Below are 25,885 nucleotides of genomic sequence, written 5' to 3'. Positions count from 1 at the left end.
CTCCGGGTCGGCTTCGCACCCCGAAGCTCCCGCCCCCGCACCCCGTGCCCTGGCGGGCTCGCCCGCCAGGGCACGGGGTGGTTCCGAGCGCGCCCGTCGTGCGGCGGGCGGCGCGCGGCGCCCGCCGAGGGCGGCCGGCGTGGGCGTCAGGCGGCGTCCGCCTCCCTCCCCGGGGCTTCGGCCGGGCCCTGCTCCGGCGCGCCCCCGCCAAGGGTGGACGCGAGGTGTACCCTCCTCAACTCGCCCGAGATGTGCAGCAGCTCGGCCACCTCGCAGTCCAGGTCGGGGCCGGCGGCATGCGCGGACGGATGCAGCACCAGCCCCTCGTCGCCCGGTCGCCCCCGTGATCTGCGCTCCACTGCCGTCCTGATCGCCACCGCCGCGGTGACCGCCTTGATCTCGTCCCTGCCCAGGCCCGCTCGCCGGGCGGAACGCGCCGCGCCGTCGACCGCTGTGGAGTCGGCGTAGGGCAGGAGGAAGAGCTGGCCGTCCCTGATCTCGATCACCCGGCGGTAGAGGCGGTATTCCAGTTCGGTGAGTTTCAACAGGTCGCGGATCCGATTGCGGGGTGGGAAGAGGGCGATTTCGGGGACGGTCCGGTGCATCGTCGCCCACAGGTGGTAAAGGCGGTGGTAGTTGACCAGATTGACGCACCAGCGGATCACGAGCGAGAGACGCGGACCCCAGCCGGGGAAGGTGAAACCGAGCATGGCGAGCAGGGCTCCGGCGTTCCCGAAGACGACGGAGACGTCGTCCCGGTGCGACAGGTCGAATCCGAGGCGCGGCCCGAAGAGGTTGATGATCCTGACCGCGCTGTAACCGAGGGTGAGCCAGGAACCTATCGAAAGGAACCGCAGGCCGCGCCTGAGGTGGACGTCTTGCGTCTCCTTCGCGTTCCGCCAGGCGGTACGGGCGATGAGCACCTCACCGCTCGTGTAGACGAACACGTAGAGCAGGAGGTAGGTGAAGTAGTAGGAAGAAGGGCCGTAATAGACGCTGAAGTCCCGCGGGCGCTGCACCGAGGGGTCGAGCTGGGCGAACAGCAGGGCCATCGCGATCAGGACGAGGGCGCACAGGACGATCCGCCTCCGGGCCCTCCGACGGGCCTCGGCGGGTGGGTGGATCCAGTACTGGAGAACGATCTGCTGGCCGAAGACGAGCCCTGTCACGCAGTTCCCCGCCAGCAGGGCGGCGATGTTGGGCGCGTCGAACAGGGCGTCCACCCTCACCCATACCGCGGGGATCAGAAGGGTGAAGCCGACGACGGAGAGCCCGAAGACGACGCAGAGGTAGCGGAGCGCCACGTCACCCCTGTCGTGGTACAGCGCGCGCAGCATGTACCCGAGCCCGACGGTGGCCGCGACGGCGCAGAACGCGTTCAGGACCGTGATCACGACGATGCCCGCCGGCGGAGCAGGGTCCTCTCGACTCGTCTGATCGCGTCGCGGACGGGTCCGCCGCCCCTGGAGGCCGTACTCGGGCAGCGCCTCGACCTGTACATGAGGAGGGAGGCGATGGTCTCGGCCTCCTGCTCCTCCACGACGTCGTAGCGGGTCCGGTGGAGGACCCGGGTGACCATGTCCGGCGACAGGTTGGGCATCAGGAGGGCGGACAACTCCGTGAGTTCCCCGCCGCACCGGTGGTCGCACAGGATGTGCCCGAGTTCATGCGCGACGACATGTTCCCTGTGCAGGGGTGTGGCACGACTGTCATGGAATATGTAATCGATTTTCCCGGTGGATATCCAGACCCCGCTGGGCGATCCCCCGGTGAAAGGAATCCCTTCCAGAACGATCGGCCGACCGGTATGTAACCCGACCTTTTCACAGAGCTTTTCCATGGGTAATGAATCGAAGCCATCGATACGGCGAACTATCTCTTCGCAACGGCGACGCAGGTTCATTCAAGCTCTTCCGTGGGGAGTGGACGCGGATTCTTCGGGGCGTTACCGTCTTCCTTGGAGAGACCTTCCAGGTCCCTGATGCGCTCGATGATGTCGCTGATCGAGTGCAGGCTTTCGGAGGAGAGACCGGCCGCTCGAAGCGCGATCCGCTGGACCCCCGCATCGCGGAGGGACACCAGCAGTTCGAGTTCGGCGTCGACCGCTTCGGTCACCTGGTCGTCGAAGAAGTAGGCAGGCGGCACGCCGAAGAACTTCGCCAGCGCGCTGATATGACGCAGCGTCGGATTGTTCCGCTGCCCGTTGCGCAAGAGCCAGATGTAACTGCTGGAGATGGAGACCCCGCTCGCGGTGATCGCGCGAGCCACCTCGTCGGTGCTGTACGGCCCCCGGCCCGGCGGCGCCACGACCTCGAAGAGGCGGTTGAGCCGATCAGCGAAAGTGGGAGTGGCGTCGGGCGCCGGTTCCGTCACGGTGCCCCCTCTCTCGTACCTCGACCCTGCCCACACGTCGGACTCCAGCATAGCTCTCCACCAGTGTGGAGATGATCATGATCAGCCTCTTACGCCAGTTGACACCCCGACTTGATCTCTCTTAGCGTGGGCCGCAGGCAGCCGGGAGTCCACCGGGTTTCGAGGCACCCGAGTACGAGGAGGGGGAAGCCCCGTCGCGCGGGTGGGGCCGTGCACCGCCGGTCGTCGCACGCTCCGCCACACGGGTGTACAAGCCGGCGCTCCCCACCCGGACGTCGCCGACCCGCCCGGCACTCGGCCCGAGGGTCCGCGGACCCACTCCCGCGGACGGGTCATCGCGCTGCCGCCCCACCGCCCACGTCGAGAGCACGGCGCCACCCCCGCACCTCTTCCACCGCATCCTCACGGAGGGCAACCATGCCGGACGTCGCGCAGTCGCCCGCGCACACCGACGAAGCCGAGCTGCGTCGGCTCAACCGGGCCACGGTCGAGCAGTACATGAACACCAAGGGTCAGGACCGGCTCAAGCGCCACCAGCTGTTCACGGAGGACGGCAAGGGCGGCCTGTGGACGAACGACACCGGGTCGCCGATCGTCATCAACGGCCGCGACCGGCTGGCGGAGCACGCCGTGTGGTCCCTCAAGTGCTTCCCGGACTGGGAGTGGTACAACATCGAGATCTTCGAGACCCAGGACCCGAACCGCTTCTGGGTCGAGTGCGACGGACGCGGCAAGATCCTCTTCGAGGGGTATCCCGAGGGGCACTACGCCAACCACTTCCTGCACGCGTTCGAACTGGAGAACGGGAAGATCAAGCTCCAGCGCGAGTTCATGAACCCGTTCGAGCAGCTGCGCGCGCTCGGCATCCCCGTCCCGCAGGTCAGGCGCGCCGGCATACCCACCTGACCGGCACGCCCCTTCGCACCTCTGGGAGACCACAGTGCAGGAAGTGCTGCGTGACATCCGTGCCCGCGAAGCGCTGCAACAACCCGAGTGGCCCGACGCGGCGGAAGCCGAAGGGGTCCGGGCGGAACTGGCCCGCCGCCCGGCGCTCGTACGGCCGGCCGACCTGAAGACGCTGCGGGGCTTCCTCGCCCGTGTCGCCGCGGGCGAGGCCCTGGTGGTGCAGGCCGGCGACTGCGCCGAGGACTTCGGCGAACGCGCGCCGGGCGACGTCGCGCGCAAGGCGGCCCTGCTGGACCTGCTCGCCGGAGTGCTGCGGATGAACACGGCCAAGCCGGTCGTCCGGGTCGGGCGCATCGCGGGCCAGTTCACCAAGCCCCGCTCCCGCCCCACCGAAACCCTGAACGGCCTGGAACTCCCCTCGTACCGGGGGCACATGGTGAACGGGCCCGAACCCGACCCCGAGGTCAGACGTGGCGACCCACGGCGCGTCCTGACGGGTTACGGGGTCGCGAGGGAGATCATGGGGCACCTCGGCTGGAGGACCGGGGCCACGGGCCACGACCTCATCGCCCCACTGGTGTGGACGAGCCACGAGGCCCTGCTCCTCGACTACGAGCTGCCCATGCTCCGGGAGGACGACGAGGGGCGCCTCTTCCTGGGCTCCACGCACTGGCCCTGGATCGGTGAGCGCACCCGGCGGGTCGACGGCGCCCACGTCGCCCTGCTGTCACGGGTGGGCAATCCGGTGGCGTGCAAGATCGGCCCCACGGTGACGCCGTCGGAACTGCTCGCCCTGTGCGCACGGTTGGACCCCCGGCGCGAGCCGGGCCGCCTCACCCTCATCGCGCGGATGGGAGCCGACCGCGTCGCCGAGCGCCTGCCGCCGCTCGTGGCGGCCGTGCGCTCGGCCGGCCACCCCGTCGTCTGGCTCACCGATCCCATGCACGGCAACACCGTGACGGCGCCGGGCGGGGCGAAGACGCGGCGGGTGAAGGCCATCGCCGAGGAGGTGGCCGGCTTCCAGGGCGCCGTGACCGCCGAGCGGGGAGTCTGCGGCGGGCTGCACCTCGAGACCACCCCCGACGACGTCACCGAATGTGTCTCCCGCGACGCCGACCTCGGGCGCGTGGGCGACAAGTACACGAGTCTGTGCGACCCCCGCCTGAACCCGCGTCAGGCCGTTGCCGTGCTGTCCGCCTGGAGTTCCTGACACGCCCCCGAGGAAGGTCATGCCTGGTATACCGCGGATCGACCCCTATCCTCTGCCGACCACGGGCGACCTGCCCGCCAACTCCGTGGACTGGACCCCCGACGCGAACCGCGCCGTCCTGCTCGTCCACGACATGCAGCGCTACTTCCTGGCCCCCCTGCCGTCCGGGATGCGCGGACAGCTGGTCCGGCGGGCCGCCGACCTGCGCCGGCAGTGCGTCGCACACGGCGTGCCCGTGGCCTACACGGCACAGCCCGGTGGCATGACCGAGCAGCAGCGCGGTCTGCTCAAGGACTTCTGGGGGCCCGGCATGCGTCCGGCGCCCGCCGACCGGCAGATCGTCGACGAGCTCGCACCCGCCGAGGGCGACTGGCTCCTCACCAAGTGGCGCTACAGCGCGTTCTTCGACTCCCCCCTGCTCGACCTGCTCCGCTCCAGCGGCCGGGACCAGCTGATCCTGTGCGGGGTCTACGCCCACGTGGGCGTCCTGATGACGGCCGTCGAGGCGTTCACCCACGACATCCAGCCCTTCCTGGTCGCCGACGCCGTCGCCGACTTCTCGGAACACCACCACCGGCTCGCGCTCGACTACACCGCCGGGCGCTGCGGGAAGGTCGTGACGGCGAAGGAGGTCTTCGGGTGAACGAGGACCTCCTGGACGACGTCCTGCGGGACCGGGCGCAGGCGTACGCGCTGCTGCACCGCCCGGAAGCAGCGGGCCGCGACGCTCTCGACGTGCTCGTCGGGCGGATGTCGACGCCCGCCTCCCTCGCCGACCTGCCCCTGGCGGAACCCGCGGTCCCCGCGCCCTCCACCCACGAACTGCTGGTGGTGGTCCCGTACCGGCAGATCACCGAGCGCGGGTACCCGGCCCCCGACGACGGGTCGCCCCTGCTCGCGCTGCGGGTCGGCGGGCAGCAGCGGCTGCCCCTCGCGGCCGTCCGGGCCCGCCTGCCCGACGTGCCCACGCCGCTGAGCGGGAGCCGCTTCGACGTGGACGACGCCGCCTACGAAGAGGTCGTCCGCTCCGTGATCGACGACGCGATCTCCACCGGCGAAGGGGCGAACTTCGTCATCAAGCGGTCGTTCGTCGCGGACATCACCGACTACGGGCCGCGCAGCGCGCTGTCCTTCTTCAACCGCCTGCTGCAGCGGGAGACGAGCGCCTACTGGACCTTCCTCATCCACACCGGTGAGCGGACCTTCGTGGGCGCCTCGCCCGAGCGGCACATCAGCGTCGACGGCGGCACGGCCGTGATGAACCCGATCAGCGGCACCTACCGCTACCCGGCCGGCGGCCCGGCCCTTCCGGACGTCCTGGACTTCCTCGCCGACCGCAAGGAGGCCGACGAGCTGTTCATGGTCGTCGACGAGGAGCTGAAGATGATGGCCCGGATCTGCGAGGAGGGCGGCCGGGTGAGCGGCCCGCACCTCAAGGAGATGGCCCACCTGGCCCACACGGAGTACTTCATCGAGGGCCGTACCGAGCTGGACGTGCGCGACATCCTGCGCGAGACGCTGTTCGCGCCGACCGTGACCGGATCACCGCTGGAGAGCGCCTGCCGCGTCATCGACCGCTTCGAGCCGCAGGGGCGGGGCTACTACAGCGGGGTCGCCGCGCTGATCGGGCGCGACGCCCGGGGGCGCCGCGCCCTGGACTCCGCCATCCTGATCCGGACGGCGGACATCGACGGCTCCGGCCGGGTCCGGATCGGGGTCGGCAGCACCCTGGTGCGCCACTCCGACCCGGCCTCCGAAGTGGTCGAGACCCGCGCCAAGGCGGCCGGGCTCGTATCGGCCCTGGAGGCCGGCGGCGGCGAACGCTTCGCCGGCCATCCGCGAGTCCGCGCCGAGCTGGAGCGGCGCAACGAGACCCTCGCCCGCTTCTGGCTGCGCGACACCGCCGACCACGCCGTGCGGAGCCCGGAGCTCACCGGCTGCCGCGTCCTGGTCGTCGACGCGGAGGACACCTTCACCGCGATGATCGCGCACCAGCTGCGCACGGTGGGGACCGAGGTGACGGTCCGCCGGTACGACCGGGACCACACCCTCGACGGGTACGACGTGGTGGTGATGGGCCCGGGCCCCGGCGACCCGACCGACGTCGCGCACCCCAAGATGGCGCACCTACACCGGACGGTGCGTGCGCTGCTGGAGCGCGGTCTGCCCTTCGTCGCCGTGTGCCTCAGCCACCAGGTGCTCGGCATGGCGCTGGGTTTCGAGGTCTCCCGGCTCCCTTCCCCGAGCCAGGGGCTGCAGAAGGAGATCGACCTGTTCGGCTCGCCCGAACGCGTCGGGTTCTACAACTCCTTCGCCGCCCGCAGTCAGGAGGACAAGCGGGAGGTCCACGGCGTCGGCGTGGTGGAGGTGAGCCGCGACCGCCGGACCGGGGAGGTGCACGCGCTGCGCGGCCCGCACTTCGTGTCCCTGCAGTTCCACGCCGAGTCCGTCCTCACCCACGGCGGGCCGCGCATCCTGGCCCGCGCCCTGCGCGACGCCCTCGGCCGCTGAACACACGGCACCCGTCAGGAGGATCCATGTACCCCTACGTCGTCGTCGACGCCTTCACCGACGAAGCACTCAAGGGCAATCCGGTGGCCGTCTACCTCGACGCCGACGGCCTCGACGCCGAGCGGATGCAGCGCATCGCCCGGGAGATGAACCTGTCCGAGACCACGTTCGTCCTGCCGCCCCGGCAGGGGGGTGACGCGCACGTCCGGGTCTTCACCCCGGTCAACGAACTGCCGTTCGCGGGGCATCCGCTGCTCGGCACGGCCATCGCCCTGGGCACCCGCCGCGGCGTGGACCGGCTGACGTTGGAGACCGCGATGGGCGTCATCCCCTTCGAACTGACCGTCCGCCAGGGGGTGGTGACCTCGGCGTGGATGCGGCAACCGGTCCCCGTCTGGGAGGAGTTCGACGAGGAGGACGCGCTCCTCGCCGCCCTGGGCGTGCGCGAGACCGCCCTGCCGGTGGAGATCTACCGCAACGGCCCCCGGCACGTACTGGTCGCCCTGGGCAGTGTCGAGGAACTGTCCGCGCTCGAACCCGACCACCGCGCGCTCGCCCGGTTTCCCGACATGGCCGCCAACTGCATCGCCGGGCAGGGCACGCGGTGGCGCAGCCGGATGTTCTCGCCGGCCTACGGCGTCGTGGAGGACGCCGCCACCGGGTCCGCCGCCGGCCCCATCGCGATCCACCTGGCGCGGCACGGCGTGGCCGGGTACGGCCGGGACGTCCGGATCGTGCAGGGGGCCGAGATGGGGCGGCCGTCGACGATGCACGCCCGGGCCGAGGGCGCGGGCGACGTCGTCACGTCCGTCACGGTGGGCGGTGACGGTGTCGTCGTCATCGACGGAACGCTCCACCTGTGATCCGCGGCGCGTCGCCGGGACGGCCGCACGTCCGCCCACCCCGACAGTCGGAGGTCCGTTGAACAGCACGAGGTCGGAATCCCTCACCGGGACCGTGGAACTCCCCTTCCCGGAGTACGTCGCACCCCCGCCCGACCCCCTCGCGCTGCTGGGCGGCTGGTTGGAGGAGGCCGAGGGACACCGGGTCCGCGAGCCGGGCGCGCTCGCCCTGGCCACGGCCGACGTCCGCGGCCGCACGTCCTCGCGCATCGTCGTGCTGAACCGGCTGACCCGCACGGGGCTGGTCTTCGCCACCCACCTGGGCAGCCGGAAGGGCAGGGAGCTGGAGAGCAACCCGTGGGCCTCCGGCGTGCTCTACTGGCGCGAGACCAGCCGGCAGGTCGTCGTCGCCGGCCCGGTGGAACGGCTGCCGGAGGCCGCGACCGAGGCGTTGTGGACCGCCCGTCCCCCCTTCACGCACGCCATGTCGACGGCGTCACGCCAGAGCGAGCCCCTGAACGGCCTCCAGGACGTCTCCGAACTGCGCGAACGGGCCGGGCGCCTGGCGGGCACCGGCCGGCCGCTGCCCCGGCCCCCGGCCTTCGTGGCGTACGAACTGCGCCCCGTCGAGATCGAGTTCTGGGCCAACGGCCGCGACCGGCTGCACGAGCGCCTGCGCTACGACCGCTCGGGATCGGGCTGGGCAGTCAGCCGACTCCAACCCTGACCCGTCCCCGTACCCAGCCGGGCGCCGGCCCGGTACGCCCACGACACGGAACGCGAGGAACTCATGCAGGACACCGGCCCCCCGTCCCTCCGATCGCTCCACTCCGGCTTCCGCTCCTCGGTGCGACAGCATCCGCACCGCGCCGCCCTGTCCCTCGGCGGCCGCCTCCACACCTACGCCGAACTCGACCACGTCGCCCGCCGGTGGGCCGCGGCCCTGCTGGAGGTGAGCGCCCGTCCACGACGCGTGGGCGTCCTCGGCCACCGCAGCCTCGTCACCTACGCCGGTTTCCTCGCGGCCCTGTACGCGGGTGCGGCGGCCGTGCCGCTCAACAGGAAGTACCCGGTGGCCCGCAACCAGGACGTCGTGGAGCGCTCCGACCTCGACGCCCTGCTCGTCGACGACGGCTCGCTCCCCCACGCCGCGCGGTTGCTGGGCGGTCTGCGGGACGCCCCGCCGGTCCTGTTGCCGGAGTCGGACGAGGTTCCCGCCGGGCTGGACCCCGGTCCGGGCGTCCTCACCCGCGGTGCCGTCGAGGGCCGGACGCCCTTGCCGGAGCCGTCGGTCACCGGTCCCGACGACACGGCGTACCTGCTGTTCACCTCGGGGTCGACCGGCCGTCCCAAGGGGGTGCCCGTCTCACACGCCAATGTGAGCGCGTTCCTGCGGGTGAACGCCGAGCGGTACGACTTCTCGCCCACGGACCGCTTCAGCAACACCTTCGACCAGACCTTCGACCTCTCCGTCTTCGACCTGTTCATGGCGTGGAGCAGCGGCGGCTGCCTGGTGCCGCTGGACGGCCCGGACCTCCGCGCGCCGCTGGACTTCATCCGTGACCAGGAGATCACCGTCTGGTTCTCGGTGCCCTCGCTCGCGGTGCTGCAGCACGGCAGCGGGACGTTGCTGCCCGACAGCCTGCCGTCGCTGCGGTGGAGCCTGTTCTGCGGGGAGGCGCTTCCGGCGTCGGTGGCCGCGGCCTGGCAGGCGGCGGCGCCGCGGTCGGTGGTGGAGAACCTCTACGGGCCGACGGAGGCCACCATCGCCTGTACGGTGCACCGCTGGGTCCCGCAGCGTTCCCCCGCCCTCTCCGCGAACGGCATCGTGCCGATCGGCAGGCCCTACCCGGGGATGGAGGCCGCCCTGCTGGACCCCGACGGGACCCCGGTGGCCGACGGCCGTGCGGGGGAGATCTGCCTGCGGGGGCCGCAGGTCTTCGAGGGCTACTGGCGGTCCCCGGAGCAGACCCGGCGCAGCTTCCACGAGCGCCCCGACGGCAGCTGGTACCGCACGGGCGACATCGGCCGCAGGACGGCGGACGGCACCCTTCTCTACGCCGGGCGGCTCGACTCGCAGGTGAAGGTCCTCGGCCACCGCGTCGAACTGGGCGAGGTGGAGGCGCACCTGCGCGACCAGGAGGGCGTGGACCAGGCCGTGGTCGTCGCCGTCCCCGGCGACGAGGAGGGGACGACGGTCCTGGCCGCGATCCTGTGCGGCACGGACGTGGACGTGGACGCGGTGGAGAAGGGCCTGCGCGACTCCGTACCCCCCTACATGATCCCGCTGACGTTCCACCTCGTGGACCGCCTCCCGCTCAACGCCAACGGGAAGGTCGACCGCGGAGCGCTCCGCGAGCGGGTGATGTCGGGGGAGCTCGAACCCTGCCCGCTGTGACCACCCCCGGCGTGGTGGGAGGCGCTCCCCCGGGTCACCGCACCCCTCCCCCGACGCCCCACCCCATCCGTCAACCTCCTTTTGAGAGAGGGCGTTCGTGATAGTCGACGACATCCACCTGGCAGGCATCGGCACGTACGTGCCGCCGCTCGTGCCCCTCGAAGAGGCGGTGCGCCAGGGCTGGTTCGCCCCCGGCGCGGCGGAGGAGTCCGGTCTGGTCTCCGTCGCCGTCGAAACCACCCTGTCCGCGCCGGACATGGCCGTGGCGGCCGCCCGGGAGGCCCTCGAACAGGCCGGGCACGAACCCGGCGACTTCGCGGCCCTGCTGCACAGCGGCGTCCACTACCAGGGCCCCGACAACTGGTCCGCGCCCCACTACGTGCTCCACCGCACGCTGGACCAGCCGATCCCGGCGTTCGGGATAGGGCACGGATGCCTGTCGGCGCTGACCTCGCTGCACCTGGCCGCCGGCCTGCTCCGGCCCGACGCCCCCGGTCGCCGGGCGCTGCTCGTCACGGCGGCGGACAACTTCTCCACCCCTCTGGTCGACCGGTGGAACGACTCCGAGCACGCGGTGTACGCGGACAGCGGCGTCGCGCTCGTGGTCTCCACCCGTGGCGGCTTCGCCCGTCTCAAGGCCGTCGGCTCCCGCTCGCTGCCCGAACTCGAAGGCGTCCACCGCGGCGACGAGCCCCTGCTGCCGCCGGCCCGGCACTCCGAGCACCCGATGCGGGTGGGGCCGCGGCTGCGGGCGTGGTCCGAGCGTTCGGGGGGCGGCCCGCTGGCCATGGTGGAAGCGGTGAACCGGTTCGGTGAACTGGTCGCCGAGCTCGCCGAGCTGACACTCGCCGAGGCCGGCGTCGGCTGGGACTCCGTCACCCGCGTCGCCCACACCGGCTTCAACGAGGACGCCCTGCACGCTCTGCTGCTCGACCCGCTCGGCGTGCCCGCCAAGCTCGGCACCTGGGACCACCTCAGGACCGTCGGCCACGCCAGCGTGGGCGACCACGTCCTGGGACTGGCCCACCTGTGGCGGACGGGCCAGGTCGGCGTGGGGGACCACGTGCTGCTCGTCGGGGCCACCGAGGGCATGGAGGCGGGTTGCGCGGTCGTCGAGATCACCGAAGCGGGCCCCCGCACCCCGCGCCCCGACACGGAACGGAGGAACCCCTGATGAGCGGTACGCGTCCGCAACCGCCCGCCGTGACGACCGACGAGGTGCGGGACTCCGTCGCCGCGGTCCTCGGTGTGCCGTCCGCGGAGATCGGTGACGACACCGACCTCGTCGGGCTCGGTCTCGACTCCCTCCGGATGATGCGGCTGAGCGGCCGGTGGCGGCGCAGTGGGCTGAAGGCCGACTTCGGCAGCCTGGCCGCCGAGCCCACCGTACGTGCCTGGGCACGGTGCCTGAGCCGCGCGGCCGCTGAGGCGGGGCCCGCCGGGGACGGCGGTCCGCAGCGGTGAGCGCCGGTCTGCGGACGCGGGTGCGCGGTGCGGTGCTCGCCCCGGGCGACGAGGGGTTCGACACCGGCCTCGCGGGGTTCCAGACGGCCTACCGGCACCGGCCGTCGCTGCTGGTGCGGGCCGCCGTCCCGCAGGACGTGACCGAAGCCGTGCGGCACGCCGCCGCCCATGCGCTGCCCATCGCGGTGCAGGCCACCGGGCACGGGTTGACGGTTCCCGCCGAGGGCGGCCTGCTGATCGACACCTCGGCCCTGTCCGGGGTCGTGGTGGACGCCCCCGCCCGCACCGCGCGGATCGCGGCCGGCACCCGGGTCGCCGAGGTCATCCACGCCGCCGCGCGGTACGGTCTCGCGCCGTTGAACGGCTCGTCCACGGACGTGGGCGTCGTCGGCTACGTCCTCGGCGGCGGGCTCGGCCTGCTGGCCCGCGCGTTCGGTTACGCGGCGGACCATGTGCGCTCCCTCGATGTCGTCACGCCGGACGGCCGGTCCCGGCGGGTGACGGCGGACAGCGACCCGGAGCTGTTCTGGGGCCTGCGGGGAGGCGGGGGCAACCTGGGTGTGGTGACCGGGATGGAGATCGGCCTGGTCCCGGTGAGCAGTCTGTACGGCGGCGACATCGCCTTCGACACCGAGCGGGTGCCGCACCTGCCGGAGGTCTACCGGCAGTGGACCATCGGGCTGCCCGACGCGCTGACCTCCTCGGTGTCCCTGGCTGCCTACCCCGACCTGCCCCTGGTGCCTGCCGGATTGCGGGGCCGCCGCGTCGCGCACGTGCGCGTCGCCCATCACGGGGACCCTCGCAGGGGGGCGGAGCTGGTCGCTCCGCTGCGTGCCGCCGGCCCCGCCCTGTCGGACACGGTCGCCGTCATGCCCTACACCGAGTGCGGGTCCATCCACAGCGATCCGCCGAGGCCGCACGCCTACGCCGGGGACAACGTCGTGCTGCGGGGGTTCGACGCGAAGGTGGCCGACGTCGTGCTGGAGGCCGCCCGTGCCGAGGCCCCAGGGCGCCGGGTGATCGACATCCGCCATCTGGGCGGGGCGCTACGGCGGGCCCCCGATCCGCCGAACGCGGTGGGGCACCGCGACGCGGACTGCCTCGTCCGGATCCTCTCGCCCCTGGCGGGCGCCGACCCCGGCCGGGCGCACGCGGCGCACCGCGCCCTGCTCGACGCGCTCGCCCCGTGGCGCGTCGGACGCTTCCCGAACTTCGTCTACGGGGGCCACCCGGGCGGGGCCGCCGACGAGCCGGTGGACGACCTGTGGGAACCGGCCGACCACCGCCGGCTGACGCGGTTGAAGGCCCGCGTCGACCCGGCCAACCTGCTGCGCCACAACCTCAACGTCCCGCCCGCCCCCGCGGAGAGGGGGTGATCTCCGTGGCCGAGGGTCCGGGGGAAGCCATCCGGTGGCCCCTGGTCGACCGGGACGCGGAGCTGGCGGAGATCGCGGCCCATGTCGGGCGCGGGCGGAGCGTCCTGGTCACCGGTCCGCCCGGCACCGGCACGTCCCGGTTGCTGCACGAGGCGTTCGCCGGCTGGCGCCGGGCGAACGCACGACCGGCCACGGTGACCTGGTCCGGCTGCTGCGGCAGTGCCCGCGTGGCCCGCAGGAGCGGCGGGCGCCCGGACGGCCGGCAGGGGGTACGACGCCCCGCGTCCTCGTCGTCGACGACGTGCACGCGCTGGACGCGGCGGCCTGCGACGCGCTGGCCTCCCTGGTCCGCGAGGGCCGGATCCGGCTGCTGGCCGGCGCGCCCTTCGGCGCTCCGCTGCCCGCCGCCCTCGCCGCGCTGTTCCGGGAGGGGGCGCTCGGCCCGGTCACGGCCCGGCCCTTCGACCAGGCCGGCACCACGCGGGCCCTGCGCGCCCGGCTGGGCAGCCAGGTCGCCACGGACACGGCGGCACGCCTGGGCGAACTCACCGGCGGCAATCCGCTGCTGCTCACGGAGCTGGTCGAGGCCTCGGCCGCCGACGGGACGCTGCGTCCGGCACAGGGCCTGTGGCACTGGCGGGGCCCCGCCCCGCGCCCGGCCGCCCGGGTGGTACGGGCCGTACGGAGGCTGCTGGGACCGCTGGACGCCGAGGAGCGGGAGCTGGTCGCCTTGCTCGCCCTGGGCGGTCCCCTCTCCGACGACCTGCCGCTCGTCGCCCGCTTGGCGGCCCCGGCGAAACGGCTGGACCGCCGCGCCGTCATCGCCGCCGAACCCGTCGGCCGGGGGACGCGGCTGCGCCTGTGCCAGCCCCTGTGCGGGGAGACGGTCCTGGCCGACTTGCCCGCGGGGACGGCGCGCGAGCTGCGCCGGCGGCTCGCCGACGCGTTGGAGGAGACCTGCGGCCCCGGCACCCAGCCCGCCGGCACCGCCGCGCTGCTGTCCGTCACCCTGCGCGTCGACGCCGGCCGGACCCCTTCGGCCGGCCGGTTGCGGACCGCCGCCGAAGTCGCCCTGCTGCGGCACGACTTCGCGACGGCCGAGCGGTACGCCCGGCTGGCGCTCGAAGAGGCGGTGCCCGCCCCGCGGGCCCCCCGGGCGCCGCGGGCCCCGCGTGCCCGGGACGTCGACGCCGCCTCGGCGCTGCTGCTGGGCCGGGCGCTGTCGGGGCAGGGCCGCGGCGCGGACGCCGAGGCGGTACTCGCCGCCGCGGACGGTCGTACCGCCGACATCCTCGCCGCGCGGGTCCGCAACCTCGCCTGGGAGCTGCGTCGTCCGGAGGCGGCCGCGGCGCTGGCGGAACGCGTGCCGGGCGGGACCGCCGGCGTGCTGCGCGCGGTGACCGGGCTGCTGAGGGACCGGGTGGACGAGGTGGCCGCGGCCGGCGAGGCCGCGCTGCGCGGGGCCGGCGGTGCGGGTACGGCGCAGGCGTGCGTGCCCGTGGCGGCGTTCGCCCGCGTCGAGACGGGCGGCGGCACCGCCGCCCTGGCGCTGCTGGAGCGCTGCCGCCAGGTGGAGGGCTGGCGCGACGAGGACCGGCACGCCTACCTCGCGGTGGGGGCGTACGCGGCGGTGGAGGCCGGCGACGACCACGGCGCCCGTCTCTTCCTGGACCGGATGCGCCGTACGGACGCCTCCTACGACCTGTGCCGCCGGGTCCGCGCCGACGTGACGCGGGCCCGCGCGCACCGCGCCCGGGGCCGGCTGCCCGAAGCGGTCGCGCTGCTGCGCCGGGCCGCCGCGGTGCGGGGCGGCCAGGACTGGTTCACCACGCGGCCCTGGGTCCTGGCCCAGCTCGCGGGCGCCCTGGCGGAGGCAGGGGACGTGTCCGAGGCGCTGCTCACCCTGGTCGAGGTGCGTCTCTCGGTACGGCAGGCGCCACGCTATCCGCTGGCGGACGACGGGGTGGCACTGGAGGAGGCAGGGGTGCTGGGCAGGGCCGGCGACCTGCCGGGGGCGATCCACCGTGCCGAGGAGGTGGCACGGCGCTCTGCCGCCGCGGGCCGGAGGGCCACGGCGCTGGCGGCACTGCACCTGCTGGCCCGGTTGGGCAGGGCCGAGGTGGCAGCGGGACGGCTGGCCGGCCTCGGTGACGCCCTCGCGTGCCCCTTGGGCGGGTTGCGTGCCGCGCACGTCCGCGCCCTGGCCCACCGGGACGCCGGGCTCCTCGACGACCTCGCGCGGCGCTGGGCGGCGCGCGGCCGGTTCCCGCTCGCGGCGGAGAGCGCGAGCCGGGCCCACGGGCTGTGGCGGGAGGCCGGCCGCAGCCGCGCCGCCCGGGCCTCGTCCGTCGCGTGCGGGGAGTTCCTCTCCCTGGCGGGCGGCGTGCCGCTGCCCGGGTGGGCGGCCTGCCCCGGCAGCGCGCCGCCCGCGGGCCGCGCCCGGCTGACCCCGCGGGAACACGAGGTGGCTTCGCTGGCGGCGGCGGGAATGACGAACGCCGACATCGCACGGCGTCTGACCGTCTCGGTCCGTACCGTCGAGAACCATCTGCACCGGGTGTACGGCAAGCTCGGCGTCACGTCGCGGTCGGGCCTGCACGAGCGCATCGACGCACCGGCGGGGAGTCCTCAACCGGTGCGGGAGTAGAGCGCGGCGAGGTCGGTGGCGGCCCGGGAGATCTCCCGGAGGGCCTCGGGCGGTCCGAGCACCTCGACGTCCGTGCCGAACTGCAGCAGCTGGCGGACCGCGGCCGGCACCGGGTACTCCAGCTCGACCGTCAGCCACGTGTCGCCGTCCGCCGCCCCGTCCCGGCCCTCCTCGCCCCTCCCGTCCCGCCGGTCGTCGCCCCTCCCGTCCCGGCCTTCCGCCGTACGCGCCGGCCCTCCCGCCGGCTCGGCCCGGGTCCCCGGCCCCGCGCCGGTCGGCAGGTCGCTTCCGGGCGGCGGGTTCCCACCCGTCATCAGTTCCTCCGCGTCCGGCGCTCCCTCACCGGCCACCCCGAGGAAGTGCGGACGGGTGATGCGGCGGAGCATGTCCAGGCGCCGCCGGCGTACCCGGGCCCGGACGACGGTCCCCTTGCCGCGGGACTCGACCCTCCGGCGCAGTTCCTCCCAGACGTCGACGAGTTCCACACCGTCACGGCGGCGGGCCGGCTCCGTGGTGACGGTGACGCCGCGAAGCCGGTCGGCGCGGAAGAGCCGGGGGCGCCCCTCGTGGTCGGCGACGAGGTACCACGTGCCGGCCTTGGAGACGAGGCCGTACGGGTCGACGCAGTAGACGTCGACCGTGGCGCGACCGCTGTGCCGGTAGGCGATCCGCAGGCGGCGGTCGGCGAGGACGGCGTCGTGCAGTTCGTCCAGCCCGGTCTGGTCGCGCTGCCCACCGAGCCAGCCGTCGGGGTCGATCAGCAGTCGCCGGCTCGTCAGCTCGGCGGCCGACCGGTGCGGCGCGGGCAGCGCGCTCATCATCTTGCGCAGCGCCGAGCCCAGCGCCCGGTCCAGCCCCAGCGCGGAGTGCGCGCTCTGCCCCACGAGGACGAACAGGGCGCGCGCCTCGTCCCGGGTCAGGCCCGTCATGTCCGTACGGAACCCGGGCACCAACCGGACGCCGCCGTGCCGTCCGCGCTCGGCGTAGACGGGGATCCCCGCCGCCGAGAGGGCCTCGACGTCCCGGTAGACGGTGCGCACCGAGACCTCCAGGCGCCGGGCCAGCTCCGTCGCGGGGACGAGCTGCCGCTGCTGGAGCAGCAGCAGGATGGAGAGGAGTCGGTCGAACTTCACCCTCCGAGTCTTTCCCATACCTGACGGCGGTTGTCAGGTTTCGGCCTCACGATGGTCCGCACCCGTACGAACCGAGGGAGAGATTCGTGAAGCACGCCGACATCCAGACGCTCGCCTCCCGGGTGGAGGGCCCGGTCCTGCTGCCCGGGGACGAGGGGTACGACGAGGAACGCACCGGGGCGAACCTCGCCGTCCGGCACGAGCCCGAGGTGATCGTCGGAGCGGCGCGGGCCGAGGACGTCCAGGAAGCGGTCCGCTTCGCCGCGGAGCACGGCCTGGCCGTCGCCGTGCAGTGCACCGGGCACGGCTACGCCGCCGCCGCGCGGGGCGGGTTGCTCGTCACCACGGGCCGCATGGCGGGTGTCGAGGTGGACCCGGACCAGCGCACGGTGACGGTCGAGGCGGGTGTCCGCTTCGAGCAGGTGATCCCCGCGGCGGCGCCGTACGGGCTGGCGCCGCTGAACGGTTCCGCGCCGCACGTGGGCGTCGTCTCCTACGTCCTCGGCGGCGGCGTGGGCCTGCTGGTGCGCACGTTCGGCTACGCCGCGGACCGGGTGCGCCGCCTGGAGCTGGTGACCGCGGACGGGGAGCTGCGCACGGTCACCGCGGACGGCGACCCGGATCTGTACTGGGCGGTGGTGGGCGGCCGCGACAACTTCGGGATCGTGACCCGGCTGGAAATGGACCTGGTCCCGGTGGACCGGGTGTACGGCGGCGGCTTCTTCTACGACGCCGAGGCCGCGCCCGGCGTCCTGACGGCCTACGTGCGGTGGGCCGAGGGCATGCCCCGGGAGATGAACTCCTCGGTCGCCCTGATCCCCATGCCGGACGACCCGGAGGTCCCCGAGCCGATGCGGGGCCGGCACGTCTACCACGTGCGGATCGCCTACACGGGCGGTGCGGAGGAGGGCGAGCGGCTGGTGGCCCCGCTGCGGGAGGCCGGACCGGTCCTGATGGAGGCGCTGCGGGACATGCCGTACACGGAGAGCGCCTCCATCCACGACGAGCCGCCGGCCCCGGTCCCCTTCCAGCGGGAGACCACGCTGCTGCGCGAGGTGGGCGACGACGTGGTGCGGACGCTGCTGGAGCACGCGGGCCCGCAGGCGCCGGTGCCGTGCGTGGTGGAGCTGCGGCACCTCGGCGGCGCCGTGTCCGCGCCGCCCGAGCGCCCGAACTCGGTGGCGCACCGGGACGCCCCCTACCTGCTGTCCGTCGTCACCCTGCTGTTCGGGATCACCGCCGAGGACACCCGCCCGCTGTACGAGAAGCTCTTCCACGCGCTCGGGCCCTTCTCGTCCGGCGCCACCCTGAACTTCCTCGGCTTCGGCGCGAACGCCGGCGAGGACCGGGTCCGCGCCGCCTACGCGCCGGCCGACCTGGAGCGTCTGGCGCGGCTGAAGGCCGTCCACGACCCGCAAAACCTCTTCCGCCTCAACTACAACGTCCCGCCGGCCGCCTCCGACGCGCCGCCGGCGCACTGACGGGGAGCGGACATGACCCGTCCCCCCGCCCCGACCCGCTTTCCCCCCGCCGACCGGCGCGGTGCCGTGCGCGGGCTGCGCCGGGTCCTCCTCCTGGACGCCGCCGGCATGGCCTGCGTCGGAGTCGGCTACCTGGCGGCGGCCGGTCCGCTCGGACGGCTGCTCGGCCCGGGTACGACGCTCGTGGTCGCGGTCGGCGCGGTGATGCTGGCGCTGGGCGTGGGCACCGCGGCCGTGGCACGGCCCGCCCGGATCTCCGTCGGGGCGGTGCGCGCGGTGATCGGCTGCGGCGTGCTGTGGATCCTGCTGAGCCTCGCGGCCCTGGGCTTCGCCTGGCTCGACCTCACCACCGCCGGCGTCGTGTGGACCTGGCTGCAGATCGCCCCGGTCGCGGTCTTCGCGTCCTGGCAGACCATCGAGCTGCGGTCGTCCCGGTCCGGCTAGGGGCCGTCTCGTCGGTCGGCAGGACACCGGTGGGGGGCGCCGTCCCGGGACGGCGCCCCCACCGCGTCCCGGCGTCGTGGCCGACCGGGTGAGGTCCACCGGGGACCGGCGCCTTCCCTCCGGGCCGGTGGAGGGGCGCCGCTCCCCGTCCGGCACCACTCATCCGCTCCGACGCCGCGCTCCCGCCGGCCGGGTGAGTACCCCCTGTCCGTCCGCGTCACCGGCCGCCGATGATCGGGGGCCGCGGTGCGCCGTCCCACCCTCCCTTCGAGGACCGGTGCGGCCGGCCGCGGCCGCCCGCCGGACGGAAACCCACCAGAGGAGGACGCGTGGCGCGTGATGAACTGTCGATCCTCGACCTGCCGCACGACGCCGGGCCGGACCCGGACGAGTTGGTACGGGCCGCGATGCGGTGGCACTTCAGCCCCGAGACCGGCTCGCCGTTCTGGCTGCGGCGGGCCGGGACCCTGGACTTCGACCCGCTGTCCGACGTCAAGGGCTACGACGACCTGGCCCTCTTCCCCAACGTGGCGAACGAGCTGCGCGACGTGCCGGCCGCGGACCTCGTGCCCCGCGGCTACGGCGAACGGCCCGACATCGTCGGCGTGTTCGAGAGCGGCGGCACGACCGGCGCCCCCAAGCGCGTGGTCTGCCCCGCCGACTGGCTGGCGAAGCTGGTCGACTGGAGCAACGCCAACCTCGACGTGCACGGCTTCCCCCGGGGCGCCGACTGGCTCGGCATCACCCCGTCGGGCCCCCACCTGGTCGGCGAGATCTTCCGCCGGTCGGCCCTCACCCACGGCCGGTACGGCTTCCAGGTCGACCTCGACCCGCGCTGGGTGAAGCGTCTCATCAAGGACGGCAGGGACGCCCACGCGGACGCCTACGCCGAGCACGTCGTCGACCAGGCCGCGCACATCCTGCGCACCCAGCCGATCGGGGTGATGACGGTGACGCCGCCGCTCCTGGCCCGCATCGCGCGGCGCGAGGAGCTCGTCGAACTGATCAACGAGAAGGTGCGGGCCATCCGCTGGGGTGGCACCCAGATGGACGGGGACACGGCCGAGTTCTACCGGACCGAGATCTTCCCCGGCGCGACGCTCTACGGCCACTACGGCAGCACGATGATCCTCGGCATCGCCGGTCAGCGCCACGGCACCGGGGCCGGGGGGCCGTGCGTCTTCGACACCTTCTCCCCCTACATCACCTTCCAGGTCGTGGACCCGGCCACCGGCGCGCCCGTCGCCTACGGCGAACGCGGCCGGGTCGTGATGCACCACGTCAGCAAGGCCCTGCTGCTCCCCGGCAACCTGGAACGGGACACCGCGGTGCGCGTTCGCGCGCCCGAGGGGCAGCCCGGCGACTCGGCGGCCGACATCGCCCCGGTGGAGCGGTTCGACGACGAGGTCGTCGTGGAGGGGGTCTACTGATGGGGCCCGCGACGCAGGAGGCGACGGTCCCCGTGATCGACGTGCTGGGGCCGACCGGGCCGTACCGCACGCAGCGGCGCCAGGAGATCCGCGGCGTCACCGGCGCCCTCCTGGCGGAGACGGGGCTGGCCCCCGAGGTGTACGTGCACCGCACCATGAAGACGTTGCGGGAGTCCGCGCCGCTGCCCGCCGCCGAGCGGGCCGCGGCCCTGGCCCGGGCCTCCGAACTCTTCGGGTCCGCGGTGCTCGGCGGCATGACGGTGCAGGAGTACGAACGGGCGGTCACCCGCGTGTCGGGCGTCCCGATCAGCGCGATCCGCACCGCCACCCGCACGCTCTGCGAGCGGATCGGCCATTCCTACCGCAGCGTCCAGCTCGCCCGGCCCGACGGCGCCGTACCCGACTGGCGCGACCCGCTGGCCCGCACGGGACAGGCGGTGTGGGCCCGCCGCGGCGACGTGCTCGCCGTACACGTGCCCGGCAACCACCCCGGTACGCACGGCTTCTGGCCCGAGGCGCTCGCCCTGGGCTACCGGGTCGCCGTGCGCCCCTCGCGCCGGGAGCCCTTCACCGCGCACCGACTGGTACTGGCCCTGCACGAGGCCGGGTTCGGCGGGGACCAGGTGGCCCTCCTGCCCTGTGGGCACGAGGCGGCGGAGGCCGTGGTGCGCGGCGCCGACCTGGCCTACGGCGGCGACGAGGTCATCCGGCGGTACGCCGACCATCCCGACGTGCTGTCCCTGAGGCCGGGCCGCTCGAAGATCCTGCTGACCGCCGACACCGACTGGCGTGAGCACCTGGAGATGATCGTCGACTCGGTCGCCCGCGGCGGTGGCACGGGCTGCGTCAACGCCACCGCGGTGCTCGTGGAGGGGGATCCGGCGCCGGTCGCCGCCGCCGTCGCCGAACGCCTGGCGGCGCTGCCCAGTCTGCCGCCGGAGGACGACAAGGCGTGTCTGCCGGTCCAGCGGGACGCCGCGGCCCGCGCCCTGGAACGCCATGTGCTGAAGCAGGCCGAGGGCACCAGGCCCTGGCTCGGGGGCACGGGGTTCGTCGACGAACTCGGCGACGGCAGCGCGGTGCTGCGTCCCGTGGTGCACCAGGTCGCCTCACCGGACATGCCGCAGGTGGGGGCGGAGGTGCCCTTCCCCTGCGTGTGGTTGGCGCCCTGGAGCCGGCGGGAGCACGGCGTGACGGCCCTGCGCGACACCCTCGTCCTCACGGCCGTCACCGGGGACGAGACCCTCGTCGACGCGCTGGTCGCCGAGCCCACCATCAGCAATGTGCACGTGGGGGGCCGGGCCACGCACTGGCACCGTCCCGGGCTGCCCCACGACGGTTACCTGGGGGAGTTCCTGATGCGGAGCAAGACCCTGGTCCGCGTCTGACCCCCCGGTCCACGGGGGCACCCGAGCAGCCGGTCACACGGGGGTGAGGGCGGCCCTCGCCAGGTCGAGGAACGCCTGGCCGGCCGGGCTCATGCCCCGCTCGGCCGACCACGCCAGAGCGATGCGGGCCCGGATGCGGGGGGAGACGATCTCCACGCCCCGCGTCCGGTCCCCGTGCCGTCGTGCGAACGGCGCGGGCAGCACCGCCGCTCCCAGCCCGCGCTCGGCCAACTGCACCAGCCGGTGCGGGTCGGCGGCCTCCATCGTGATCCGCATCGGGACGCCGCGGCTCTCGCACGCCTCTTCCAGCACGGCCCGCACCCCGGTCCCCCGGGGCAGGCAGATCAGCGGCCGCTCGCACAGCTCCGCCAGGGGGACGACGTCGCGTGCGGCGAGCGGGTCCTCCGGCACCACGCCGGCCACGACCGGTTCGTCGACCACGATCAGGTGGTGAAGTCCCGGCGGGGGCTTTGAGGCCACGCCGATCAGCGCGGCGTCCAGTTCCCCCGCGCGCAGGCCGGCCACGAGCCGGTCCGAGGACGCCTCCGACAGGTGGATCTCCACCTCCGGGTAGCTGCGGTGGAAGTCCGCCATCAGGTCGGCCACGGGCACCGTGGAACAGGACGTGACGACGCCCACGGACAGCCGGCCGCGCACGAGCCCGGCCAGTTCGTCCAGCGCCAGCCTGCCCCCCGAGACGGCGGAGAGCGCCGAGCGGGCGTACGGCAGCAGCGTGGTCCCGGCCTGGGTCGGCCGCACGGCGGGCCCCGACCGGTCCAGCAACGGCTGGCCCAGTTCCTGCTCCAGCCGCCGGATGTGCGTGCTCACACCGGGCTGGGCGACGTGCAGCCGCGCGGCGGCGCGGGTGAAACTCCGCTCCTCCACCACCGCGAGGAAGTACTCCAGCTGGCGCAGCTCCATACCGAATCATTCTAGGCGCCATGCGATCGCCGTATTGGCCCCGCCCCGAGCCTCCCGACCACGATGACCTTGCCGGCCGTCAGCGGACGCACCGTCACGTCGAGAAGGCAGGAGGGCAGTATGAGCGCGCACGAGGACGACGCCCGTGACCCGGCGGGCGCGGCCGACCTTGAACGTCTCGTGTCCGAGCTGTGGTGCGAGGCCCTCGGGCTGGACGACGTCGGTCCGTCGGACAACTTCTTCGACCTGGGCGGGCACTCCCTGCTGCTGCACGCCGTACGCGACCGGCTCCTGGCCCGTCTCGGCCGGGACGTGCCGCTCGTCGACCTGTTCCGGTACCCCACGGTCCGCGGGCTCGCCGCCCACCTCGCCGCCCCCGCGGGGACGGGTGGCGCCGGCGGCCCGGGCACCGGCCGTGAGACACCCGGAGGACGCCTCGCCGGGATCGGGCCCGCGCACGGAGGAGGGGTCTCCGCATCGTTCGCCAGGGGGGCCCGCAGGGACGAGGAGGATGAGGAATGGTGACGTACGACAGCCCCGGGAGTCACGGGAACGGCTCCGGGCAGCCCGTCGCGATCATCGGCATGGCCTGCCGCTTCCCGGGCGCGCAGGACCCGGAGGGCTTCTGGCGGAACCTGGTCGGCGGCGTGGAGTCCCTCACCCGCCGGGCCCCGGAGCCGGTGCCCGGCGACCGGGCCGACGGCACGAGCGAGTGGTACACGCCCGCACGCGGCCTGCTCGACGACCCCGAGTGGTTCGACGCCCGCCACTTCAACTACGCCCCGCGGGAGGCCCGCCTCATCAGCCCGCAGCACCGGCTGTTCCTGGAGTGCGCCGAGGAGGCCCTGGAGAGGGCCGGTCAGGATCCGTCGCGCAGCCGGCACGTCTTCGGCGTCTTCGGCGGGGGGACGGACATCGGCTACGCGCAGACGCTGCGCGAACGCCGTCAGGACCTGCCCTCGGTCACCGACTGGGAGATCCTCCTCGGTTCCGCCCCCGACTACCTCGTCTCCCGGGTCGCCTACAAGCTCGGGTTCACCGGGCCGGCCGTCACCGTCCAGACCGCCTGCTCCACCTCCCTGGTCGCCCTGCACACGGCGGTTCGCTCCCTGCTGGCGGGCGAGTGCGACGTCGCGCTGTCGGGCGGCGCGGCCGTCCACGTCCCGGCCAAGGAGAGCCAGTTCACCCCGGGCGGCATCATCTCCGCCCGGGGTGAGTGCCGCGCCTTCGACGCCGAGGCGGACGGGACGGTCGGCGGTGACGGGGTGGGCGTGGTCGTCCTCAAGCGGCTGGCGGACGCGCGGGCGGACGGCGACCCGGTGCTCGCCGTGGTGCGCGGCACCGCGGTCAACAACGACGGCGCCGACCGCGTCGGCTACACGGCCCCGAGCGTGGCGGGGCAGGCGGCGGTGATCCGCGCGGCCCAGCTCGCCGCGGGGGTCGACGCCGCGGGCATCGGGTACGTCGAGGCCCACGGCACCGCCACGCCGCTCGGCGACCCGATCGAACTGACCGCGCTGACCGAGGCGTTCCGTCAGGACACCGATCGAACCGGCTACTGCTGGATCGGTTCCGTGAAGACCAACATCGGCCACACCGACGCCGCCGCCGGGGCCGCCGGCCTCATCAAGACCGTCCTCGCGCTGCAGCACGGACAGGTGCCGCCGAGCCTCCACTTCGACAAGCCCAACCCGCAGTTCGACTTCGACGCCAGTCCCTTCCGGGTCGCCACCCACCCCGTGCCGTGGCCGGCGGACGGCGGGCCGCGGCGGGCGGGGGTCAGCGCGTTCGGTATCGGCGGCACCAACGCCCACGTCGTACTGGAGGAGGCTCCGCCGGAACGGCCCTCCGCGCCGCCCGCCGCCGCGGAGCAGCTGCTGGTGCTGTCCGCCGACACCCCCACGGCCCTGGAGGCGACCTCCCGGCGCCTCGCCGAGCGGTTGCGCTCCCTGGCGCCGGACGCGACCGGTCTCGCCGACGTCGCCTGGACCCTGCAGTCCGGGCGCCGCGAACGCGCCTGCCGGGCCTTCGCCGTGGTGCGCGGGGCGGAGGAGGCCGTCGCGGTCCTCGAAGGCCGGGACGGGGCGCGCCCCGTCGCCTCCACCGGGCGGCCCGCGCCTCGGGAGGTGGCCTTCCTCTTCTCAGGCGGCGGGGACCTTGCGCCGTCGCCCGACCGCTACCGGGCCGAACCCGCCTACCGCGAGGCCGTGGACGCGTGCCGCGACGCCGCCGGGCTCGGGGACGGCGCCGGGGACCTCCTGGACCGCGACGCCCCCCGAGGGGGGACGACCGCGCGGGTGGCCGCGTTCGCCCACGAGTACGCGCGGGCGATGGCCTGGATCCGTTGCGGCGTCCGGCCGCACGCCGTCCTCGGCGTCGGGGCGGGCGTGCTCGTCGCCGCCGCGGTCACCAGGGTCCTGACGGTCACCGACGCCGTCCGCCTCCTCACGGACCCCGCCCACGGCCGGACCGGTGAGGCGGCGCCCGCCCTGGAGGCGGCCCTCACCGCGGCCCTGTCCGGTCGCCTTCTGGGGCCGCCGCGGGTCCCGGTGCTCGCCGCCCCGCTCGGCCGCCCCTTCACCGACGAGGAGGCCGCGGACCCCGGTCAGTGGGCCCGCGCGGCCCTGCACACCGGCGGGGAACTCGCCGGCCGCGCGCTGTCGGCGCTGCTCACCGGCCGGGCGCGGGTCCTGCTGGACGCGTCCGCGGACGGTCCGCTGCTCGCCGCGGCCCGTACCCGCCCCGAGTACACCCCGGACCACCTGCTGCTCCCCGGCTCCCCGATGGGCGGCGGGCACGGATCCGACGATGTCGCCACCGCCCTCGACACCCTCGGCCGGCTGTGGCTGAGCGGCGCCGCGGTGCGCTGGCGGCACGTCCACGGTGCGCGGCCGCGCAGGATCCTGCCGTTGCCCCCGTATCCCTACGAGCGGGAGCGCCACCTGGTGGAGCCGGCCCGGGAGCCCGCCACCGCGGGCCCCACCGCCCCGGAGTCCGGCGGCCGCAGCTCCGTCACCCCGGACGCCGTCACCCCGGACGCCGCCGTCCCGGGCTCCGGCGACGCCGCCGGGGCGCCGGTGCCCGCGGGACGGCCGGACGCCGGCCGGCCCGAGGTCCTGCCCACCCTCCTCCGCCTGTACGCGGAGACCCTCGGCTTCTCCGAGGTCGCGCCCTCGGACAGCTTCTTCGACCTGGGCGGCGACTCGCTCGTCGCGGCCCGTCTCGTGGAGCGCGTCCGCGAGGTGTTCCCCGTGGACGTCGACGTGCTGTCGGTGTTCGAGGCGCCGGAGCCCGCCGAACTGGCAGCCACCGTCGAACGGCTCCTGGAGTCATGACGCCCCCCGAACCTCCCGCCCCGACA

General features: G+C 74.2%; 22 protein-coding genes. 17 read left to right on the top strand and 5 right to left on the bottom strand.

The window, feature by feature from the left end; translation table 11 throughout:
- Nucleotides 1–146: 146 nt before the first annotated feature.
- From NRO40_RS27045 to NRO40_RS27035, 3 genes are all read right to left on the bottom strand, one after another.
- A complete protein-coding gene (locus NRO40_RS27045; RefSeq protein WP_058941140.1) occupies nt 147–1,394 on the bottom strand; it encodes an MAB_1171c family putative transporter in 1,248 nt (415 codons plus the stop codon).
- Complete coding sequence (locus NRO40_RS27040) at nt 1,391–1,615, bottom strand: hypothetical protein (protein ID WP_157901804.1); 225 nt, start codon at nt 1,613–1,615, stop codon at nt 1,391–1,393. The genes NRO40_RS27045 and NRO40_RS27040 overlap by 4 nt, the downstream gene beginning before the upstream one ends.
- 284 nt (nt 1,616–1,899) lie before the next feature.
- Nucleotides 1,900–2,373 (bottom strand): helix-turn-helix domain-containing protein, encoded by a 474-nt coding sequence (locus tag NRO40_RS27035; protein ID WP_058941209.1) that lies wholly within the window; start codon nt 2,371–2,373, stop codon nt 1,900–1,902.
- Between the two features lie 417 nt (nt 2,374–2,790).
- Between NRO40_RS27035 and NRO40_RS27030 the strand changes: the two genes are divergently transcribed.
- From NRO40_RS27030 to NRO40_RS26980, 11 genes are all read left to right on the top strand, one after another.
- On the top strand, nt 2,791–3,279 hold the full coding sequence (locus tag NRO40_RS27030) for a PhzA/PhzB family protein (protein ID WP_058941142.1): 489 nt from the start codon (nt 2,791–2,793) through the stop codon (nt 3,277–3,279).
- A gap of 34 nt (nt 3,280–3,313) precedes the next feature.
- The gene (locus tag NRO40_RS27025; protein WP_058941143.1) at nt 3,314–4,489 is read left to right on the top strand and encodes a 3-deoxy-7-phosphoheptulonate synthase; all 1,176 of its coding nucleotides are present in this window, start codon (nt 3,314–3,316) and stop codon (nt 4,487–4,489) included.
- 19 nt (nt 4,490–4,508) lie between these two features.
- Nucleotides 4,509–5,132, top strand: a complete 624-nt coding sequence (locus tag NRO40_RS27020; protein ID WP_058941144.1) for an isochorismatase family protein — start codon at nt 4,509–4,511, stop codon at nt 5,130–5,132.
- A complete protein-coding gene (locus NRO40_RS27015) occupies nt 5,129–7,000 on the top strand; it encodes a chorismate-binding protein (RefSeq protein ID WP_058941145.1) in 1,872 nt (623 codons plus the stop codon). The genes NRO40_RS27020 and NRO40_RS27015 overlap by 4 nt, the downstream gene beginning before the upstream one ends.
- 26 nt (nt 7,001–7,026) lie before the next feature.
- On the top strand, nt 7,027–7,863 hold the full coding sequence (locus tag NRO40_RS27010; protein WP_058941146.1) for a PhzF family phenazine biosynthesis protein: 837 nt from the start codon (nt 7,027–7,029) through the stop codon (nt 7,861–7,863).
- Nucleotides 7,864–7,921: 58 nt separating this feature from the next.
- Nucleotides 7,922–8,569, top strand: a complete 648-nt coding sequence (gene phzG, locus NRO40_RS27005; RefSeq protein WP_058941147.1) for a phenazine biosynthesis FMN-dependent oxidase PhzG — start codon at nt 7,922–7,924, stop codon at nt 8,567–8,569.
- Between the two features lie 63 nt (nt 8,570–8,632).
- Entirely contained in the window at nt 8,633–10,240 is a 1,608-nt protein-coding gene (locus NRO40_RS27000) for an amino acid adenylation domain-containing protein (RefSeq protein WP_058941148.1), read from the top strand.
- Nucleotides 10,241–10,337: 97 nt separating this feature from the next.
- Complete coding sequence (locus NRO40_RS26995) at nt 10,338–11,414, top strand: ketoacyl-ACP synthase III family protein (RefSeq protein WP_058941149.1); 1,077 nt, start codon at nt 10,338–10,340, stop codon at nt 11,412–11,414.
- Nucleotides 11,414–11,704, top strand: a complete 291-nt coding sequence (locus NRO40_RS26990) for a phosphopantetheine-binding protein (protein ID WP_058941150.1) — start codon at nt 11,414–11,416, stop codon at nt 11,702–11,704. Before NRO40_RS26995 ends, NRO40_RS26990 begins: the two co-directional genes overlap by 1 nt.
- Entirely contained in the window at nt 11,701–13,080 is a 1,380-nt protein-coding gene (locus NRO40_RS26985; RefSeq protein WP_058941151.1) for an FAD-binding oxidoreductase, read from the top strand. The genes NRO40_RS26990 and NRO40_RS26985 overlap by 4 nt, the downstream gene beginning before the upstream one ends.
- A 301-nt stretch (nt 13,081–13,381) precedes the next feature.
- Nucleotides 13,382–15,727, top strand: coding sequence for a helix-turn-helix transcriptional regulator (locus NRO40_RS26980; protein ID WP_257375535.1), 2,346 nt, complete (start codon nt 13,382–13,384; stop codon nt 15,725–15,727).
- Here the strand turns inward: NRO40_RS26980 and NRO40_RS26975 are convergent.
- Nucleotides 15,709–16,860, bottom strand: a complete 1,152-nt coding sequence (locus NRO40_RS26975; protein ID WP_058941153.1) for a helix-turn-helix transcriptional regulator — start codon at nt 16,858–16,860, stop codon at nt 15,709–15,711. The genes NRO40_RS26980 and NRO40_RS26975 overlap by 19 nt on opposite strands.
- An 86-nt stretch (nt 16,861–16,946) precedes the next feature.
- On the opposite strand from NRO40_RS26975, the gene NRO40_RS26970 reads away from it, so the two are divergent.
- The 4 genes from NRO40_RS26970 to NRO40_RS26955 all read left to right on the top strand — a co-directional run bounded on the left by NRO40_RS26970 (nt 16,947) and on the right by NRO40_RS26955 (nt 21,603).
- On the top strand, nt 16,947–18,341 hold the full coding sequence (locus NRO40_RS26970; RefSeq protein WP_058941154.1) for an FAD-binding oxidoreductase: 1,395 nt from the start codon (nt 16,947–16,949) through the stop codon (nt 18,339–18,341).
- 12 nt (nt 18,342–18,353) lie between these two features.
- A complete protein-coding gene (locus tag NRO40_RS26965) occupies nt 18,354–18,785 on the top strand; it encodes a hypothetical protein (protein ID WP_058941155.1) in 432 nt (143 codons plus the stop codon).
- A 407-nt stretch (nt 18,786–19,192) separates the two neighbouring features.
- Nucleotides 19,193–20,215: an acyl-CoA synthetase family protein gene (locus tag NRO40_RS26960; protein WP_232790995.1), complete on the top strand. Its 1,023-nt coding sequence runs from the start codon at nt 19,193–19,195 to the stop codon at nt 20,213–20,215.
- Nucleotides 20,215–21,603 (top strand): aldehyde dehydrogenase family protein, encoded by a 1,389-nt coding sequence (locus NRO40_RS26955; protein WP_058941157.1) that lies wholly within the window; start codon nt 20,215–20,217, stop codon nt 21,601–21,603. Before NRO40_RS26960 ends, NRO40_RS26955 begins: the two co-directional genes overlap by 1 nt.
- Nucleotides 21,604–21,636: 33 nt before the next feature.
- Here the strand turns inward: NRO40_RS26955 and NRO40_RS26950 are convergent, their stop codons facing one another.
- Nucleotides 21,637–22,524: a LysR family transcriptional regulator gene (locus NRO40_RS26950; protein ID WP_058941158.1), complete on the bottom strand. Its 888-nt coding sequence runs from the start codon at nt 22,522–22,524 to the stop codon at nt 21,637–21,639.
- Nucleotides 22,525–22,644: 120 nt separating this feature from the next.
- Between NRO40_RS26950 and NRO40_RS26945 the strand changes: the two genes are divergently transcribed.
- Nucleotides 22,645–23,049, top strand: coding sequence for a phosphopantetheine-binding protein (locus NRO40_RS26945; protein WP_058941159.1), 405 nt, complete (start codon nt 22,645–22,647; stop codon nt 23,047–23,049).
- Complete coding sequence (locus NRO40_RS26940) at nt 23,043–25,859, top strand: type I polyketide synthase (RefSeq protein WP_058941160.1); 2,817 nt, start codon at nt 23,043–23,045, stop codon at nt 25,857–25,859. The genes NRO40_RS26945 and NRO40_RS26940 overlap by 7 nt, the downstream gene beginning before the upstream one ends.
- Nucleotides 25,860–25,885: the final 26 nt, after the last annotated feature.

It is taken from the genome of Streptomyces changanensis, assembly GCF_024600715.1.
Lineage (GTDB): Bacteria > Actinomycetota > Actinomycetes > Streptomycetales > Streptomycetaceae > Streptomyces > Streptomyces changanensis.
This window is presented reverse-complemented; position numbering and strand designations above follow the sequence as displayed.